The following is a 14,355-nucleotide window of genomic DNA, read 5'->3' on the forward strand; positions in this document are numbered from 1 at the left end:
ACATGTCCACCCTAGAGATCCGTGACCTCAAGGTCGCCGTCGAGGACAAGGAAATCCTGCGCGGCGTCAACCTGACGGTGAAGTCCGGCGAGACGCACGCCATCATGGGCCCCAACGGCTCGGGCAAGTCCACGCTCGCCTACGCGATCGCCGGTCACCCCAAGTACACGATCACCGGCGGCCAGGTGCTGCTCGACGGCGTCGACCTGCTGGAGCTGTCGGTCGACGAGCGTGCCCGCGCCGGCCTGTTCCTCGCCATGCAGTACCCGGTCGAGGTCCCCGGCGTGTCGGTGTCGAACTTCCTGCGCTCGGCCGTCACCTCGGTCCGCGGTGAGGCGCCCAAGCTGCGCGAGTTCGCCAAGGACCTCAAGGCCGGCATGGACGCGCTGTCCATCGACGCCGCCTTCGCCCAGCGCAACCTCAACGAGGGCTTCTCCGGCGGCGAGAAGAAGCGCCACGAGATCCTCCAGCTGGAGCTGCTCAAGCCGAAGATCGCCGTGCTCGACGAGACCGACTCCGGCCTCGACGTCGACGCGCTGCGGGTGGTCTCCGAGGGCATCAACCGCTTCCGCTCCACGGGTGAGACCGGCGTGCTGCTGATCACCCACTACACCCGCATCCTGCGGTACGTGAAGCCCGACTTCGTGCACGTCTTCGCCGGCGGCCGGATCGTCGAGGAGGGTGGGCCGGAGCTGGCCGACAAGCTTGAGGCCGAGGGCTACGAGCAGTACACGAAGGCGTCTGCATGACTTCCACCAGCTTGGACGTGGAGAAGATCAGGAAGGACTTCCCGGTCTTCTCCCGCGAGCTGCCCGACGGGCGACCGCTCGTCTACCTCGACTCGGGCAACTCCTCACAGAAGCCCAACCAGGTCATCGACACCATGCGCGACCACCTGGCGCTGCACTACAGCAACGTCGGGCGGGCCATGCACGTCCTCGGCGCGGAGTCGACCGAGGCGTACGAGGGCGCGCGCGACAAGGTGGCGGCGTTCGTCGGGGCGGGCTCGCGCGATGAGGTGATCTTCACCAAGAACGCCTCCGAGGCCCTCAACCTCGTGGCCTACTCCTTCGGCAACCCCGCCAACACCGACCCCCGCTTCGCCCTCGGCCCCGGCGACGAGATCGTCATCTCCGAGATGGAGCACCACTCCAACATCGTGCCGTGGCAGATGCTCGCACAGCGCACCGGCGCGACGCTGAAGTGGTTCGGCGTCACCGACGACGGGCGGCTCGACTTCGACCCGGCCGTCGTCACCGAGCGGACGAAGATCGTCTCGATCGCCCACCAGTCGAACGTGCTCGGCACGGTCAACCCGGTCGCCGCGGTGGCCGCGCGGGCACACGAGGTCGGCGCGCTGATCATGCTCGACGCCTCCCAGTCCGTGCCGCACCACCCGGTGGACATGGCCGCGCTGGGCGCCGACTTCGTGGCCTTCACCGGTCACAAGATGGTCGGCCCATCGGGCATCGGCGTGTTGTGGGGCCGTACCGAGCTGCTGGAGGCCATGCCCCCGTTCCTGGGCGGCGGCGAGATGATCGAGGCGGTCTGGATGGACCGCTCGACGTACGCGCCGATCCCGCACAAGTTCGAGGCGGGCACGCCGCCCATCGTCGAGGCCATCGGCCTGGGCGCGGCGGTCGACTACCTCACCGGGGTCGGCATGGACGCCATCGAGGCGCACGAGCGCTCGCTGACGGCCTACGCCCTCGACGCCCTGCGCGAGGTGCCGTCGCTGCGCCTGATCGGGCCCGACTCGCTCGACCAGCGCGGCAGCACGCTGTCGTTCACGCTGGAAGGCATACACCCCCACGATGTGGGGCAGATCCTGGACGACCAGTTCGGGGTGGCCGTACGCGTCGGGCACCATTGCGCGCGCCCGCTGCACCTGCGGTTCGGAATACCGGCGACCACCCGGGCGTCGTTCTACCTGTACAACACCACGGGCGAGATCGACGCCCTGGTGCGCGGCCTCCATCACGTTCAGAAGGTGTTCGCATAGCCATGATCGGCGAGTCGATGTACCAGGAGCTGATCCTGGAACACTACAAGCACCCGCAGGGGCGGGGGCTGCGCGAGCCGTACGACGCGGAGGTTCACCACGTGAACCCGACGTGCGGCGACGAGATCACGCTGCGGGTCAGGGTGGGCGACGCCGGTAAGATCGAAGACGTCTCCTACGACGGCCAGGGCTGTTCGATCAGCCAGGCGGCCGCCTCCGTGCTGCACGAGCTGACCACCGGCTCGACGGTCGAGGAGTCGCTGTCGGTGGTCGACGAGTTCACCCGGCTCATGCAGGGCCGGGGGCAGGTCGAGGCCGACGAGGAGGTGCTCGGGGACGCGGTGGCGTTCGCGGGCGTGGCCAAGTTCCCGGCGCGCGTCAAGTGCGCGCTGCTGTCGTGGATGGCCTACAAGGACGCTGTTGTGAGGAGTGCCCGATGAGCAAGCCTGTGGAGACTCCGACCGGTTTCGACGGTGACACCACCGTCGAGGAGGTCATGGAGGCGCTCAAGGACGTCGTCGACCCCGAGCTCGGCATCAACGTCGTGGACCTGGGGCTGATCTACGGGCTCAACCTCGACCCGTCCGAGGGCGGTCAGCCGGTGGCCACCATCGACATGACGCTGACCAGCGCGGCCTGCCCGCTGACCGACGTCATCGAGGACCAGGCCCACTCGGCCCTTGAGGGCATGGTCTCCGACGTCAAGATCAACTGGGTCTGGCTGCCGCCGTGGGGCCCTGACAAAATCACTGACGAGGGGCGTGAGCAGCTCCGTATGCTAGGCTTCAACGTCTGATCTTTAGCTGAAACGGCTGACGTTCGGCGTCAGCCGTTTCAGTGTGCCAAGGAGGGGTTTCGGAAGGTCCGTAACCAGCCAGGGAATATCCGCTAACATCCCCGGCGTTGGCACCAGGTATACACCAGACGCCTCATCTCGCGTCATCGCGCCGCCTGCGGCCGGTGCCCCGGTGTATCTCCCCTGTGAAGTCCCGCCTCGAAGGCGGGCGTACTGCAACGTGTACGGCATCAGGCCGTATGTCCCGGCTCGTCCTTTCGCAGAAGTGACGCGCCACTTCGACTGAAAGGCACGAATTTCGTGACCATGCTTGACTCTGTCATGCCCGCGTTCGACGAGACCGCCCCCGAGACGGGCCCGTCGGAGTTCGAACTGCTCGGCCTTCCCAAGCCGCTCATCAGCGGTCTGGCCAAGCAGGGCATCGACAGCCCCTTCCCCATCCAGAGTGCGACGATCCCCGACGTGCTGGCCGGCCATGACGTCCTCGGCCGCGGCCAGACCGGCTCGGGCAAGACCCTGGCCTTCGGTTTGCCGACCATGGCGCGCATCGCGGGGGTGCGGCCCGCCCCCGGCCACCCGCGCGCGATGATCCTTGTGCCCACCCGTGAGCTGGCGCTTCAGGTGCACGACGCGCTCGAACCGCTCGGACGCGGCCTCGGGCTGCGGATGAAGGTCGTCGTCGGCGGCATGTCCATGGGCAAGCAGATCGAGGCGCTGCGCCGCGGCGTCGACATCGTGATCGCCACCCCGGGCCGCCTGGGCGACCTGATCCGGCAGGGCGAGTGCTCGCTCGCGCAGGTCGAGGTCTCCGTCCTGGACGAGGCCGACCACATGTGCGACCTCGGCTTCTTCCCGGTCGTCACCGAGCTGCTGGCCCAGACCGCGCCCGAGGGGCAGCGACTGCTGTTCTCGGCCACCCTCGACGGCGACGTCGACAAGCTGGTGCGCCGCTTCCTCAAGGACCCGATCACCCACTCCGTGGCCCCGGCGACCTCTCCGGTCGACACCATGGAGCACCACGTGATGCAGGTCACGCGTGACGACAAGTTCGACGTCACGGCCGAGATCGCCAACCGCGAGGGCCGGACGATCATCTTCGTCCGCACCCAGCACGGCGTCGACCGGCTGTGCAAGCAGCTGGCCCGGGTCGGCATCAAGTCCGGAGGCCTGCACGGCGGCAAGCGCCAGAACCAGCGCACCCGCATCCTGGCCGAGTTCCGCGAGGGCTCGATCAACGTGCTGGTCTGCACCGACGTCGCGGCCCGCGGCATCCACGTCGACAACATCAGCCTGGTGCTGCACGTCGACCCGCCGCAGGACCACAAGAGCTACCTGCACCGCGGCGGCCGTACCGCCCGCGCGGGCGAGAAGGGCACCGTCGTCACGCTGGTGCTGCCCAACGAGCGCCGCTCGACCGACGCGCTGACCAGGCGCGCCGGCATCCACCCGTTCCGGCTCAAGGCCACCCCGGGGCACCCCCGGCTGGCCGAGGTGGCCGGGGCCAGGACGCCGAGCGGCGAGGCCATCCCCGTGTGGGAGCCCGACGTGCGCAAGCCGCTGCGCCCGCGCCGTGAGGGCGGTCACGGCGGCGCCGAGCGCCGGGGCGGGCGTCGTCCGCGCCGCGAGTTCGACGGCGAGCGTCGTCCGCGCCGGCACGAGGACGGTTCCTTCGCCGGTGGCGACGACCGTCGTCCGCGCCGCCACGAGGAGTCCGGTGGCGAGGACCGTCGTCCGCGCCGGCACGCCGAGGGCGAGCGGCCGTTCGGCGGCGGGCAGCGCTCCTCCGAGCCGCGCACGTTCGGCGACGACCGCAGGCGCGGCGGCTTCCGCTCCGACGACCGTCCCGCGCGTCAGGACGACCGCGGCGGGTTCCGTCCCGCCGACGACCGTCCCGCCCGTCAGGACGACCGTGGCGGTTTCCGCTCCGACGACCGGCCGTTCCGTCAGGACGACCGCGGCTACCGGTCCGAGGGCCCGCGTGGCGGCGGTTACCGTGACGGCCAGCGCGGTGGCGGTTTCCGGTCCGACGACCGTGGCCGCGTCGGCGCCGACCGCGGCCGTCCGGTCTCGGGCGACCGGGACCGGCCCGCCCGCTCCGACGAGCGCGCCCCCCGCGACGGCTTCCGCTCCGGCGGCGGCTACCGTTCCGAGGACCGCGGCAACGGCGGGTTCCGCCGCAACAACGGCGGCGGCGGCCGCCGCTTCGAGCGCTGATCCCGCCTGAACGACCGACTGCCCGTCGCGCCTCCCTCCGGGGAAGGCGCGGCGGGCTTCGTCGTTCCCGGGGACGTCACGAGGTCGGGGACGTCACGAGGTCAGGACGTCAAGGGCGCGGTCCACGTCGTCGGGGGTGTTGTAGACGTGGAAGCCCGCGCGGACGCGGCCGGCCCGTACGGCGGCGCGGATGCCGGCCGCCGCCAGCCGCTCGCCCGGAGCCTCCACCGACACGATCGCCGAGTCGGACGGCTCCAGCCCGAGCCCGGCCCGGAAGCGGTTGGCCAGCGCGACGTCGTGCTCGTGGACGCGCTGGACGCCGATCTCGTTGAGCAGTTCGATCGCGGGCGCCGCGCCCACGTAGCAGAACCAGGCCGGCGACAGGTCGAAGGCACGGGCGTCGGAGGCCAGCCGCAGCGGCGGCCCGTAGAAGGAGCCGCCCGGGTCCTCGCCGGCGTACCAGTTGGCCGCCAGCGGGCGCATCCGGGAGCGCACCCGGGGAGACAGGTAGCCGAACGCGGCCCCGCGCGGTGCCATGAGCCACTTGTACGCCGCGCACGCCAGCACGTCGATCCCGTCGGCCACCGACACCGGCAGCCACCCGCACGCCTGGGAGCCGTCGGCGAGGACCAGCGCGTCATGGGCGCGGGCGGCGGCGACGACGTCGTGCAGCGGCGTGACGTAGCCGGTGGCCGACTGCACGAGGCTGAAGGCGACGGCGTCGGTCCGGCTCGTGACGGCGTCGGCCAGGCGGTCGGCCGGCACGGTCTCGACCTCGGCCGCCACCGCCCACGGGAACAGGTTGCTGGTGAACTCGATCTCCGGCACCAGCACCCGCGCCCCCGGCGGCAGCGCGGTGGCCACCGTGGACATGATCTGCGACACCGTCGAGCCGATCGTCACGTCGGCGGGGTCGGCGTCGACCAGGTGCGCGAAGGCCGTGCGGGCCCGGCCGACGGAGGCGTCCCAGGGCGTCCAGTCGCTGCTGCCGTGCCGCCACTGGGTCAGCACGGCCTGCAGCTCCTCGAAGGCCGCACGCGGCGGAAGGCCGTACGAAGGGGTGTTGAGCCAGCCCGGATCGGCGTCCCAGAGCTTGCCCACGGTCGCGATGTCCATGACCACCAGCCTAGAACGGTCCTCCCCGGCCAAGCCGCCCCCGTACGGCGGGCAGGAAGTCGCCGTCTCGCGTGGCGGACTCCGGGCGGTGTCATCGTCGTGCGCAGACTAGGCTTGTCAGGCACGCCAACCGACCGACGAGAGAGACCATGAAGACCTTCGAAGAGCTGTTCGCCGAGCTGTCAGACAAGGCGCGTACCAGGCCCGCGGGCTCGGGCACCGTGGCCGCGCTCGACGCCGGCGTGCATGCCATCGGCAAGAAGGTCGTCGAGGAGGCCGCCGAGAGCTGGATGGCCGCCGAGCACGAGTCGAACGACAGGGCGGCGGAGGAGATCTCCCAGCTCCTCTACCACGTGCAGGTGCTCATGATCGCCAAGGGCATCGGGCTCGACGAGGTGTACAAGCATCTCTAGGGCGCTTCCGCGCCCGCCCCGGCGTCCCGTCGATCCATGAGTGAGGAAGAAGACCCGAACATGCTGCGTCTGGCAGTACCGAACAAGGGCGCGCTCAGCGATGCCGCCCAGAACATGCTCAAGGAGGCCGGCTACCGGCCCCGCAGGGACAGCAAGGAGCTCGTCGTCCTCGACGAGGACAACGGCTGTGAGCTGTTCTTCCTGCGTCCCCGCGACATCGCCGTCTACGTCGGGGAGGGCACCCTCGACCTCGGCATCACCGGCCGCGACATGCTGATCGACTCCGGCGCGCCGGTCGAGGAGATCATGCCGCTCGGCTTCGGCGGCTCCACCTTCCGCCTGGCCGCCAAGGCGGGCACGATGTCGTCGGTCAAAGACCTCGACGGGCAGCGCATCGCCACCTCCTACGCGGGGCTGCTCGACAAGTACCTGTCCGACCAGGGCGTCGACGCCCGCGTGATCAAGCTCGACGGCGCCGTCGAGACCGCGATCCGGCTCGGTGTCGCCGACGCGGTCGCCGACGTCGTGGAGACCGGCACCACGCTGCGCAACGTCGGCCTGGAGGTGTTCGGCGACCCGATCATGCGTTCCGAGGGCGTGCTGATCAAGCGGCAGAGCGCGCCGGAGACGCCGGGCATGGGCCAGCTCGTACGCCGCCTCCAGGGCGTCGTGCACGCCCGCGACTTCGTCATGATGGACTACGACATCCGCGCCGAGCGCATCGAGGAGGCCATCGCCCTCACGCCCGGCATGGAGGGGCCCACGGTCTCGCCGCTCCACCGCGAGGGCTGGGTCGCCGTCCGGGCCATGGTCCGGCGCAAGGGCCACCAGCAGGTGATGGACCAGCTCTGGGACATCGGCGCGCGGGCCATCCTGGTCACCGACATCTACGCCTGCCGCCTCTGACAAATGTCACGGTCAACCCCGGAAGGATCGCACTAACGGGGAAAAGGCCGCGCCCGTAGCGTTTGCTGACATGAACGCCATCGTGTTCGACCAGGTCAGCAAGCGCTACGGGGACGTGCTTGCCGTCGACGACCTCTCGCTCGCCATCGAGCCGGGCAGGACCGTGGCCCTGCTCGGCCCCAACGGCGCGGGCAAGTCCACGTCGATCAACATGCTGCTCGGCCTGCTGCGGCCCAGCAGTGGCACGGTCACCATCCACGGCCGCTCGCCCGAGCACGCGGTGCGGGCCGGTGAGCTGGGCGCGATGCTCCAGAACGGCGCCCTCATCCCCGAGCTGTCGGTCAGGGAACTCATCGACCTGGTCCGCAGGCTCTACCCCGACCCGCTGCCGCTGGAGGAGATCCTCAAGCTGGCCGACCTGTCGGAGCTGGTCAAGCGGCGCGCGAACAAGCTGTCCGGCGGCCAGACGCAGCGCGTGCGGTTCGCCCTGGCCATCGCGGGTGCGCCGAAGATCCTGCTGCTCGACGAGCCGACCGCGGCCATGGACGTGGAGTCCAGGCTGCGCTTCTGGGCCAGCATGCACGACTACGCCGCCGGCGGCAGAACCGTGCTGTTCGCCACCCACTACCTGGAGGAGGCCGACGAGCACTCCGACCGGGTGATCGTCATCGCCCGCGGCCGGCTGGCCGCCGACGGCACCGCCGCCGAGATCAAGGCGGGCGTGGGCGGGCAGGTCGTCCGCTTCACCCTGGGCGACCAGCCCGCGGCCGGGCTCGACCGGCTGCCCGGCGTCACCGCCGTCGAGGTCGCCGCCGGCACCGCCACGCTGCACACCTCCGACCCCGACGCGACCGTGGCCGCCCTGTACCGGGGCACCGAGCTCGACATCCGGGGCATCCAGCTCGCCGGCGCCGACCTCGAAGACGCCTTCCTCGCGCTCACCAGGGAGTCCTGATGCTGTTCTACGCCAAGACCGAGGCCATGCGCATGCTGCGCAACCGGCGCTACATCATCTTCGTCGTGGTCTTCCCTGTCGTGCTGTACCTGATCAACGCCAACATCTACGGCAAGCAGACCGACGGCGCCGGCGTGCGCTACAGCGTCGTGCTGATGGTCTCCATGGCCGCGTACGGGGCGCTGGCCTCGTCGATGATGAGCTCGGCGGTGCCGTGGGCGACCGAACGCCAGTCCGGCTGGCTGCGCCAGCTCCAGATCACCCCGCTGCCGAACTGGATGATCATCGCCACCAAGCTCGGCACCGCCATGCTGCTCGTGCTGCCCTCGCTGCTGCTGGTGGCCGTCGTCGGGGTCGTCCAGCAGGGCGTGTCGATGCCGGTCGGCCAGTGGGTGCCGCTGATGCTGGCCATGTGGCTGGGGACGATCCCGTTCATCGCGCTGGGCCTGGCGATCGGGTCGCTGCTGACGGCCGACGCGGCGCAGCCGGCCTCGATGATCTGCATGTTCGTGCTGGCGATCGCGGGCGGCCTGTGGTTCCCGCCCGAGGTGTTCGGCGAGACCATGCGGACCGTCGCCAACGTCATGCCCTCCTACCACTACGCCAGCCTCGGCTGGAGCATCGTCGCCGGGCACGGCGTGGAGCTGACGGACGTGCTGGTCGTCGCCGGATGGGCGGTCGTCCTGGGCGGGGCTGCCGCCTACCTCTACCGCCGGGCTACTGTTCGGGCATGAGCTTCGCCGACAAGCTGCACTTCGGGGACGGGCGGCCCTCGCCCAGACGGAGGCTGCTCGGCATGTCCGTCGGCATGGTCTACCTCGTCTTCCCGATCGCCGAGATCGTCGCGGGCGGCGTCACGGGCGCCCGCGCGGTGTGGGGGGCCGTGGCGCTGCTCGCCTTCGTCGGCTGCTTCGTCGGCACGGTGGTCAGCGCCAAGAGCTTCCACGAGCGCTCGCGGGCCACCTTCCCCCTGCTCGCGGTGACCTCGTCGATCGCGTTGGTCAGCGCGTTCGCCTTCGGCGGCGCCTGGCTCACCCTGCCGGTCTACACGGTCGTGCTCTACGGGTTCATCCTGCCGCCCGCCTGGGCGCTGGCCGGGGTGGGCGTGAACCTGGCGGTGGTCGTGGCGGCCGGGCTGGTGACCGGCGACGAGTTCGCCGGCGTCATCGTCCTGGGGCTTCAGGTCGTCACGCTGGGGGTGCTGTTCATCAGCATCCGCAACAGCAGGGTGCTGACGATGAGGCTGCACGAGGCGCAGGGCGAGGTGGCCAGGCTGGCGGCTACCGAGGAGCGCCTGCGCATCGCCCGCGACCTGCACGACCTGCTCGGCCACAGCCTGTCGCTGATCGTGCTCAAGAGCGAGCTGGCAGGGCGGCTGGCCGAGGAGTCGCCGCAGGTGCGGCAGGAGATCGCCGACATCGAGTCCGTCGCCAGGCAGGCGCTGGTGGAGGTGCGCGAGGCGGTCACCGGCTACCGGCAGCGCAGCCTGTCGGAGGAGCTCGACGGCGCGCGGTCGGTGCTGCGGGCGGCGGGCGTGCGGGCCGAGGTGCGGGTGTCCGGAACGCCGCTGCCCGACCTGCTCGACGGGCTGTTCGGCTGGGGGGTGCGCGAGGGCGTCACCAACGTCGTGCGGCACGCGCGGGCCGCCCGTTGCGAGATCCAGGTGACGTACGACGGATCAAGCGCCACCCTGGAGATCATGGACGACGGACGCGGCGGCGAGCCGCAGGGCACCGGCAGCGGGCTCAGCGGCCTGCGCGAACGGGTGACGGGCGCGGGCGGCACCATGGAGGCCGGCAGCGCGCCGAAGGGCGGGTTCCGGTTGCGGGTGCTCGTCCCGGCCCAGGTGGGGACGGCCGCGTGATCCGGGTGATGCTGGCCGAGGACCAGGGGATGATCCGCGGCGCGCTGGCCTCGCTGCTCGGCCTGGAGCCCGACATCGAGGTCGTCGGCGAGGCCGCCGACGGGAACGAGGCCGTCGCCGTCGCGCTCGCCGTGAGCCCCGACATCGCGCTGCTGGACATCGAGATGCCCGGCAAGGACGGGCTCACCGCCGCCGCCGAGATCGCCGGCCGGGTGCCGGGCTGCCGGGTGATGATCCTGACGACGTTCGGGCGGCCCGGCTACCTGCGGACCGCGATGGAGGCCGGGGCGGTGGCGTTCCTGGTCAAGGACAGTCCGGCGAAGGACCTCGCGGCGGCCATCCGCCGGGTGCAGGCGGGGGAGCGGGTCATCGACCCGGGGCTGGCCGCGGCGGCGCTGAGCGCGGGGCCGAACCCGCTGTCGGCGCGCGAACGCGACGTGCTGGCCGCCGCCGCCGACGGCTCCACGATCGGGGACATCGCCCTGCGCCTGCACCTGTCGGAGGGCACCGTGCGCAACTACCTGTCCTCGGCCATCCAGAAGACGCACGCGCGCAACCGCATCGAGGCCGTGCGCCGGGCCAGGGCGCAGGGCTGGGTCTGAGGCCGGGTCTCAGGCCGGATCCGGCCGGGGCTCAGGTCCGCATAGCGGCGATCTGCCGGATCAGGTCCGCCACCCGGACGATGCCCAGGCAGCGATTGAGCTCGTCGGTCACCACCAGGTCGTCGTAGACGCGGGCCGCGTCCCGGCCGGCCGCCTGCATGGCGGCGATGGCCGGGGTCGTCCTCGGGACGGTGCGCGGCGGGTCGGCCAGGCGCTGGGCGGGCTTGGAGCCGTGCAGGGCGTGCCCGTACCGGGCGGCGAACGACAGCAGGAAGCGGCTGCGGTCGAGGCTGCCCTTGGGGCGCTGGTACTCGTCCACCAGGATGACGCTGGTGATCGTGGGCTCGTGCCCGAACGCCGCCACCGCCTCCTCCGCCCTGGCCCCGGCCGGCAGCGTCACCGCCGGGAGCAGCATCTCCTGCACGCGCGGCCCGAGCATCAGCGTGTCCGGCGACTCGTCGGCCACGGGCAGCGGCACCCGGATCTTGCCGTCCGGGCCGGGAGCCAGCAGCGGGCCGTGGGCCAGGCGCACGCCCAGCCCCCTGGCCACAGCCACCTGCCCCTCGCGCTCGACGCCGGGGGCCAGCACGTGCGCGCCGATCCCGCGGGCCAGCGTCACCACCGCGCGCGCCACCGCCGCCGCCCGGTGGTCGCCCGGCAGCCTGGTCACCAGCTCCTCGTCCAGCCCCAGCAGGTACGGCGCGGAGTCGGTGACGACGTCCAGCGCCGGGCCGCCCGCGCCCACGTCGGCGAAGCCCAGCAGGTAGCCGATCGTGCGCAGCCCGTCGAGGCCGACCTTGAGCAGCGGGCGGTCCGACTCCTGGCACGATCCGGTGAGCATCAGGATCGCCTCCCGGGGGTGCCTGCCCGCCCGCCGGAGGGCCTCGTGGAGGGGGGCCAGCGCCCCGGCGCCCGCGAGCACCACGTGCAGGGGCAGTTCCAGCACCATGGGCAGCGGCGCCGCCCGGAGGACGCCCGCCGGGTCGACGACCGCGGGCTGCGCGATGACTGCCCCGGTGTCAAGATCCACCATGGGGCTGGTGAGCAGGGAGGACACGTTCAGATGATCCGGCCGGCACGGGTACGGCAGAAGTCCCCCGAAACGAAGTTCACCGACATTTCCGCTATAGTTCCCCCCTTCTCGTGACGGGAATGTCGTTCGGTTACCCTTCCCGCATGAGCGCGCGTCCGGCCAGAGGCGGCGGCCGGTGGGTGACGGTGCCGCCCGAGCGCGTGCACCCCTGGATCGACGGGTTCGCCGCCCGCCACGGGCCCTTCGAGGCCACCGGCGACGACCGCGTGGTCCGCCTGACCGCCGTCGACGGCGCGCTGGCCGAGCTGCACGCGCCGTTCCCGCCCATGGCCCCCGGCCCGCCGTACGTGACCGGGCTGGTCGCGCACGCGCGGGCCGCGCGGCGGGTGGGCGTCCTGCTGGTGCGGCTCGGCGGTTACGCGGCCGGGGTGTTCCAGGGTGCCGAGCTGCTGGAGTCCAAGGTCGGCTCCCGGCTGGTGCAGGGGCGTACGGCGGCCGGCGGGTGGTCGCAGCAGCGCTTCGCCAGGAGGCGGCAGAAGCAGGCGGCCCAGGCGTTCGACAGCGCGGCGGACACGGCCGTGCGGGTCCTCGTGCCGCGGCTGGGGGAGCTGGCGGCGGTGGTGCTGGGCGGCGACCGGCGGGCGGTCGACGCGCTGCGCGGCGACCGGCGGCTCGCGCCGGTGTTCGCGCTGGAGAGCGAGCCGTTCCTGATGGTGCCCGACCCGCGGCTCGCGGTCCTGCGCGAGACGCCCGCCCAGTTCCGTGCCGTACGGATCCGCGTGGTCGACCCGTCCTGAGCCGACGGCGCGCGGTCGGTCGGCGGCGCTGGTCGGGGGGCCGGGGGAGCGGTCAGGAGGCGGGGAGGAAGGCGTCGGCGTGGTCGGCGAGGAAGGCGGCCAGGGTGCGCGGCGGCCGGCCGGTGACCTCCTCGACGGCCGTGGTGATCTCCGCCCAGCCGGTCCGGCTCAGCGTCGCCTGCGCGGTGGCCAGCTCGGTGGCGAACGGCTCCGGGATGCCCTGCCCGGCCAGCCGCGCGGCCATCTCCGGCACCGGCAGGTCCACGTAGGAGACGGGGCGCCCGAGCACGCCGGTCATCGTCGCGGCGATCTCCTCGTGGCTGGGCGACTCGGGCCCGGTCAGCAGGTAGGAGCCCGACGCCCCCACCGGCCGGGTCAGCAGGGCGGCGGCCACGGCGGCGATGTCCCTGGCGTCGATGTAGTTCATGCCGCCGGTGCCCCAGGAGCCGTGGAAGCGGTCGCCGCGCACCTCGCCGAGGAGGTTCTGCATGAACCCGGTCGGCTGGAGGATCGCGTGCGGCACGCCCGAGGCCCGCAGGTGCTCGTCGACCTCGCCGTGGGGTCCGGCACTGAGCGCGGCTCCGGGGGCGGCGTCGCGTACGGAGACCTCGACGATCTGCGCCACGCCCGCCTCGGCGGCCAGGTCGATCACCTCGTTGAGCCGCTCGGCGAACGCGGGGAACGGCGAGCTGTTGAGGAACAGCCGGTCGCCGGGGGACAGCAGCCTGCCGATCGTCTCCGGGGCGGTGAAGTCGCCGACGGCGTGCCGTACGCCCAGGTCGGCGGGCTTACGGGACACCGCGAGCACGTCCTGGCCGGCGAGCTGGGCGACCAGGGCCCGGCCGATGGAACCGGTCGCGCCGGTGATCACGATCATGATGGCCTCCTAAGTGGAATCTCTTCGTCCGCTTGGCTGGACGGTACACTAAGCGGAAACAATTCGTCCACTTAGGAGGTCGCCCCGTGCGCGCGGACGCCAGAAGGAACCTGGTCAAGATCCTCGACGCCGCCGCCCAGGTGATGGCCGAACGCGGCGTCAACGCGCCCATGGAGCTCATCGCGCGGCACGCGGGCGTCGGCGTGGGCACCCTCTACCGCCGCTTCCCCGACCGCGAGGCGCTCATCGCCGCGCTCGGCGAGCATTACGTCCAGTCGCTGGCCGAGGCCCTGGAACAGGCCACGGACGGCGAGCGGGACGCCTGGAGCGCGCTGCGCGGCTTCGTGCTGTGGGCCGCCGCCCCCGGACGCGTCGCGCTGGCCGCCGCCCTGGCCCACCTGCCGCAGGCGGCGATCGCGGGCACGGCGGAGTTCGCCGAGAGCAAGGAGCGCTGGCTCGGCCTGCTCCAGGGGCTCGTCCGCCGGGCCCAGTCGGAGGGTGGCATGCGTCACGACGTGACCTGGGAGGACGTCGTCAGCCTGCTCAACGTCTTCACCTGCCATCCGGACGGGTTGCCCGGCCCGGTGGCCGCCCGTCCGGAGAAGTATCTGCACCTCGTGCTCGACGGGATGGCCGCCGGTGCGGCGACTCCTCTTCCCGGCTGAGAACGCCCGTCCCACGCGTACCGCGGGGCACCTGGAGCCCCTATAAGCAGAGGTAGCGCCTGGCACGGGGGCCCTACACTGATCTGTATGCATACTCCCGATTGACCGGCGGTCG

Annotated in this window: 16 protein-coding genes; 13 read left to right on the forward strand and 3 right to left on the reverse strand. The window is 71.9% G+C overall.

The window, feature by feature from the left end:
- Window positions 1–2: 2 nt before the first annotated feature.
- The 5 genes from sufC (at window position 3) to ABZ815_RS36490 (ending at window position 5,012) form a co-directional block, all read left to right on the forward strand.
- Window positions 3–749, forward strand: coding sequence for a Fe-S cluster assembly ATPase SufC (gene sufC / locus ABZ815_RS36470; protein WP_352325533.1), 747 nt, complete (start codon window positions 3–5; stop codon window positions 747–749).
- The gene (locus ABZ815_RS36475) at window positions 746–2,002 is read left to right on the forward strand and encodes a cysteine desulfurase (RefSeq protein WP_357705768.1); all 1,257 of its coding nucleotides are present in this window, start codon (window positions 746–748) and stop codon (window positions 2,000–2,002) included. Before sufC ends, ABZ815_RS36475 begins: the two co-directional genes overlap by 4 nt.
- Before the next feature lie 2 nt (window positions 2,003–2,004).
- Entirely contained in the window at window positions 2,005–2,442 is a 438-nt protein-coding gene (gene sufU / locus ABZ815_RS36480; RefSeq protein WP_357705769.1) for a Fe-S cluster assembly sulfur transfer protein SufU, read from the forward strand.
- Window positions 2,439–2,798 (forward strand): metal-sulfur cluster assembly factor, encoded by a 360-nt coding sequence (locus tag ABZ815_RS36485; RefSeq protein ID WP_357705770.1) that lies wholly within the window; start codon window positions 2,439–2,441, stop codon window positions 2,796–2,798. Before sufU ends, ABZ815_RS36485 begins: the two co-directional genes overlap by 4 nt.
- Window positions 2,799–3,104: 306 nt before the next feature.
- Window positions 3,105–5,012 carry a DEAD/DEAH box helicase gene (locus ABZ815_RS36490; RefSeq protein ID WP_357705771.1) on the forward strand — a complete coding sequence of 636 codons (1,908 nt, stop codon included), beginning with the start codon at window positions 3,105–3,107 and terminating at the stop codon, window positions 5,010–5,012.
- A gap of 93 nt (window positions 5,013–5,105) precedes the next feature.
- Here the strand turns inward: ABZ815_RS36490 and ABZ815_RS36495 are convergent, their stop codons facing one another.
- Complete coding sequence (locus ABZ815_RS36495; protein WP_357705772.1) at window positions 5,106–6,128, reverse strand: aminotransferase class V-fold PLP-dependent enzyme; 1,023 nt, start codon at window positions 6,126–6,128, stop codon at window positions 5,106–5,108.
- Between the two features lie 149 nt (window positions 6,129–6,277).
- Between ABZ815_RS36495 and ABZ815_RS36500 the strand changes: the two genes are divergently transcribed.
- The 6 genes from ABZ815_RS36500 (at window position 6,278) to ABZ815_RS36525 (ending at window position 10,868) form a co-directional block, all read left to right on the forward strand.
- Window positions 6,278–6,541 (forward strand): phosphoribosyl-ATP diphosphatase, encoded by a 264-nt coding sequence (locus ABZ815_RS36500; RefSeq protein WP_189652386.1) that lies wholly within the window; start codon window positions 6,278–6,280, stop codon window positions 6,539–6,541.
- Window positions 6,542–6,601: 60 nt separating this feature from the next.
- On the forward strand, window positions 6,602–7,447 hold the full coding sequence (gene hisG, locus ABZ815_RS36505; RefSeq protein WP_357705816.1) for an ATP phosphoribosyltransferase: 846 nt from the start codon (window positions 6,602–6,604) through the stop codon (window positions 7,445–7,447).
- Between the two features lie 70 nt (window positions 7,448–7,517).
- Window positions 7,518–8,402: an ABC transporter ATP-binding protein gene (locus ABZ815_RS36510; RefSeq protein ID WP_357705773.1), complete on the forward strand. Its 885-nt coding sequence runs from the start codon at window positions 7,518–7,520 to the stop codon at window positions 8,400–8,402.
- Entirely contained in the window at window positions 8,402–9,136 is a 735-nt protein-coding gene (locus ABZ815_RS36515; RefSeq protein ID WP_357705774.1) for an ABC transporter permease, read from the forward strand. The genes ABZ815_RS36510 and ABZ815_RS36515 overlap by 1 nt, the downstream gene beginning before the upstream one ends.
- A complete protein-coding gene (locus tag ABZ815_RS36520; protein ID WP_357705775.1) occupies window positions 9,133–10,266 on the forward strand; it encodes a sensor histidine kinase in 1,134 nt (377 codons plus the stop codon). Before ABZ815_RS36515 ends, ABZ815_RS36520 begins: the two co-directional genes overlap by 4 nt.
- Complete coding sequence (locus ABZ815_RS36525) at window positions 10,263–10,868, forward strand: response regulator transcription factor (protein ID WP_357705776.1); 606 nt, start codon at window positions 10,263–10,265, stop codon at window positions 10,866–10,868. The genes ABZ815_RS36520 and ABZ815_RS36525 overlap by 4 nt, the downstream gene beginning before the upstream one ends.
- 31 nt (window positions 10,869–10,899) lie before the next feature.
- Here the strand turns inward: ABZ815_RS36525 and ABZ815_RS36530 are convergent, their stop codons facing one another.
- Window positions 10,900–11,925, reverse strand: coding sequence for an EAL domain-containing protein (locus ABZ815_RS36530; protein ID WP_357705777.1), 1,026 nt, complete (start codon window positions 11,923–11,925; stop codon window positions 10,900–10,902).
- Between the two features lie 119 nt (window positions 11,926–12,044).
- On the opposite strand from ABZ815_RS36530, the gene ABZ815_RS36535 reads away from it, so the two are divergent.
- Entirely contained in the window at window positions 12,045–12,698 is a 654-nt protein-coding gene (locus ABZ815_RS36535; RefSeq protein ID WP_357705778.1) for an acVLRF1 family peptidyl-tRNA hydrolase, read from the forward strand.
- A 52-nt stretch (window positions 12,699–12,750) separates the two neighbouring features.
- Here the strand turns inward: ABZ815_RS36535 and ABZ815_RS36540 are convergent, their stop codons facing one another.
- Complete coding sequence (locus tag ABZ815_RS36540) at window positions 12,751–13,575, reverse strand: NAD(P)H-binding protein (protein ID WP_357705779.1); 825 nt, start codon at window positions 13,573–13,575, stop codon at window positions 12,751–12,753.
- 86 nt (window positions 13,576–13,661) lie between these two features.
- Between ABZ815_RS36540 and ABZ815_RS36545 the strand changes: the two genes are divergently transcribed.
- A complete protein-coding gene (locus ABZ815_RS36545) occupies window positions 13,662–14,240 on the forward strand; it encodes a helix-turn-helix domain-containing protein (protein WP_357705780.1) in 579 nt (192 codons plus the stop codon).
- Window positions 14,241–14,355 lie beyond the last annotated feature (115 nt).

Origin of the sequence: Nonomuraea sp. NPDC047529 (assembly GCF_040642995.1) — a bacterium.
Classification (GTDB): domain Bacteria; phylum Actinomycetota; class Actinomycetes; order Streptosporangiales; family Streptosporangiaceae; genus Nonomuraea.